Here is a 2404-nt window from a genome sequence, read left to right as displayed (position 1 = left end):
AGTGCATTCTGCGCCAGCAGCAGACCGGAGAGCAGGAACGCCTCACCCAGCAGGAGCATGGCGGGATGCAGGCTGGAGAGAAGGTTGAAGAGGAAGCCTGCCAGCAGCAGGCAGCTCACCGCGGCGTTGGGCAGGAGGGGCTCGCCCTGGGGGTGGTCGGCTTGCATGGAGCGAATGGCGCGCGGCAGGTTCACCACGATGCGGATGAACCAGAAGAAGCCGAACACGGGAATGAACAAGAACCCGACCGCCGTTCCGGGAGTGACGGTGGTGGCGTTGGGGCTGTGGACGCGGACCTCCTTGTAGGTCTTGTAGAGCCAGAAGAGCCAGTAGATGTTGCAGGTGAACAACATCCACAGGACCATCAGGCCGAGGCTGCGCTGCTTGCCCGCGGGGTGCGCGGGCGGAGGAGCGGTGGTTGCGACGGCGGCCATGGTCGCCTCCCAGTTTGCGCCGCACATTCTAACCCAGGACAGTTCTTACAGCAGGTCGCGCAGGTTGCGGCGCAGGATCTTGCCGGAAGGATTGCGGGGGATGGAGGCCACGAAGCGCACCTCGCGCGGCTGCTTGTAGCCGGTGAGGCGCTCGGCCACGAAACTGGAGAGCTCCTGGGCGAGGTGAGCGGAGCCGGGGCCGCCGTCGCGCAGCACGATGAAAGCGCAGGGGATCTCGCCGGCGGCGCGGTCGGGCAGGGGGACCACACCGCAGTCGCGCACCGCCGGATGCTCCAGCAGGACGGCTTCGACCTCGGCGGGGGCGACGGGGAAGCCCTTGTACTTGATCATCTCCTTGCGGCGGTCGACGATGAAGTAGAAGTCCTGGGCATCGCGGGAGGCGACGTCCCCCGACCAGTACCAGCCCTCGCGCAGCACCTCGGCGGTGGCTTCGGGGTTCTTCCAGTATCCCAGCATGAATTGCGGGCCGCGCATGACCAATTCGCCGGCCTGGCCGGGCGGCAGGTCGGCGCCGGCCTCGGAGACGATGCGGCACTCGGTCCGCGCCAGGGGCGGGCCGATCGAGTCGGGGCGGTAGAGTTCGGGCTCGGTGTAGCCCATGTGGGTGACGGGCGAGGCCTCGGTCATGCCATAGCCCTGGCGGATGGGGATGCCGGTGAGCTGGGTGAAGCGCTTGGGGAGGTCGGGGGCCAGGGGAGCAGCGCCGCTCTTGCCGGCACGCACGCGGTGCTCGCGCGGGAAGCGGCCCTGCTCGGCGGCCTGGCAGAAAGCGTTCATACACGGCGGGACCATGGGCAGAAAGGTCACGCCCTCCTGGGCGATCCATTCGAGCGAGCGGTCGAGGTCGAAGCGTGGCATCAGCACCAGGGTGCCGCCGATGAGGAGCGCGGGGCTGAGCACCACGTTCAGTCCGTAGATGTGGTAAAGCGGCAGGAAGTCGAGCACCACTTCGCCGTCCTGGTAGGTGGCGCGCTCCCCGGGGGCGAGGTACTGGTAGGCGTTGGCCACGAGGTTGGTGTGGGTGAGCATCACGCCCTTGGGCAGGCCGGTGGTGCCGCTGGAGTAGGGCAGCGCGGCCAGCGCGCGCTCGGCTGGTTCTGCAGGTGCGGGGAGAGCGGCGGTCGAGGGCCGCAGCAGGTCGTAGAATGCCTCCCCGCCGGTGCCGCTGCGGGTGAGATAGACGCGGCGCAGGGCGGGCAGGCCGGCGAGGTTTATCTCCTGGATGAGCGGACCGTCGGTGATGAGCAGGACGGCGCCGGAGTTCTCCAACTGGTAGCGCACCTCGCGCTCGCGGTAGCTGGGGTTGAGCAGCGTGGGAGTGCCGCCGGCCAGGGTGACGGCGTGGTAGCTAAGGGCGAACTCCCACGAGTTGGCTAGATAGATGGCGACGACCTCGCCGGGACGCAGGCTGGCGGCCACCAGGCCGCGGGCCAGGCGCTCCAGGCGCGTGCCGTAGCCGGCGTAGGAAAGGCGGGCAGGGGGTGAGCAGGAGGTGTCCACCACGGCGGTGCGCTCGCCGAAGCGGTGGCAGGCCTCCAGGATCGCGTTGTGCAAGAACACGCCGGCGGGGTCGGCGTGAAGCTGGGTGCGCATGTAGGGGACATTGTAACTGAGTCGTCGGTCTTGCTACTCACATCCCGAGGGAAGCGAGGGAGCGCTTGCCCAGGCTTCTTAAGAATCCTCCTCTCCAAGCTGTGTATCGGCGCGGCGAAGCCACAGGTGATACGGAATCATCAGGAACATGAGGGACACTCCAGCCCACCTAATCAGTGAGGCGCCATCGGTAGTGAGGAAGTCTTTCCCCATGGTAGAGCTACCGGCGAGAACCAGCGATGTGGCGAGTACACCGATGACGACCATGGCTATTGGCTGCGCCCCTCCACGACAGACGGGGATGATCCAGACCCAGCAGAGCAAAAACGGGATCGAAGGTTCCCCCGGACTGAACA

Annotated in this window: 3 protein-coding genes; all 3 read right to left on the bottom strand. The window is 67.2% G+C overall.

Features of this window, described 5'->3' with window-relative positions; genetic code table 11:
• On the bottom strand, window positions 1–434 hold a 434-nt coding region (locus VEG08_16080; GenBank protein ID HXZ29514.1), incomplete at its 3' end, for a DUF4234 domain-containing protein.
• Between the two features lie 45 nt (window positions 435–479).
• Window positions 480–2048, bottom strand: a complete 1569-nt coding sequence (locus VEG08_16075) for an AMP-binding protein (GenBank protein HXZ29513.1) — start codon at window positions 2046–2048, stop codon at window positions 480–482.
• Window positions 2049–2126: 78 nt separating this feature from the next.
• On the bottom strand, window positions 2127–2404 hold a 278-nt coding region (locus VEG08_16070; protein HXZ29512.1), incomplete at its 5' end, for a hypothetical protein.

The organism is Terriglobales bacterium (assembly GCA_035624475.1).
Taxonomy (GTDB): Bacteria; Acidobacteriota; Terriglobia; order Terriglobales; family Acidobacteriaceae; genus DASPRL01.
The sequence above is the reverse complement of the archived record's forward strand: the minus strand, read 5'-3'. Positions and strand labels throughout refer to the sequence as shown.

What these genes read in the sequence shown, in the direction of transcription:
- VEG08_16075 (HXZ29513.1), bottom strand. Translation starts at nt 2,048, where the DNA reads ATGCGCACCCAGCTTCACGCCGACCCCGCCGGCGTGTTCTTGCACAAC.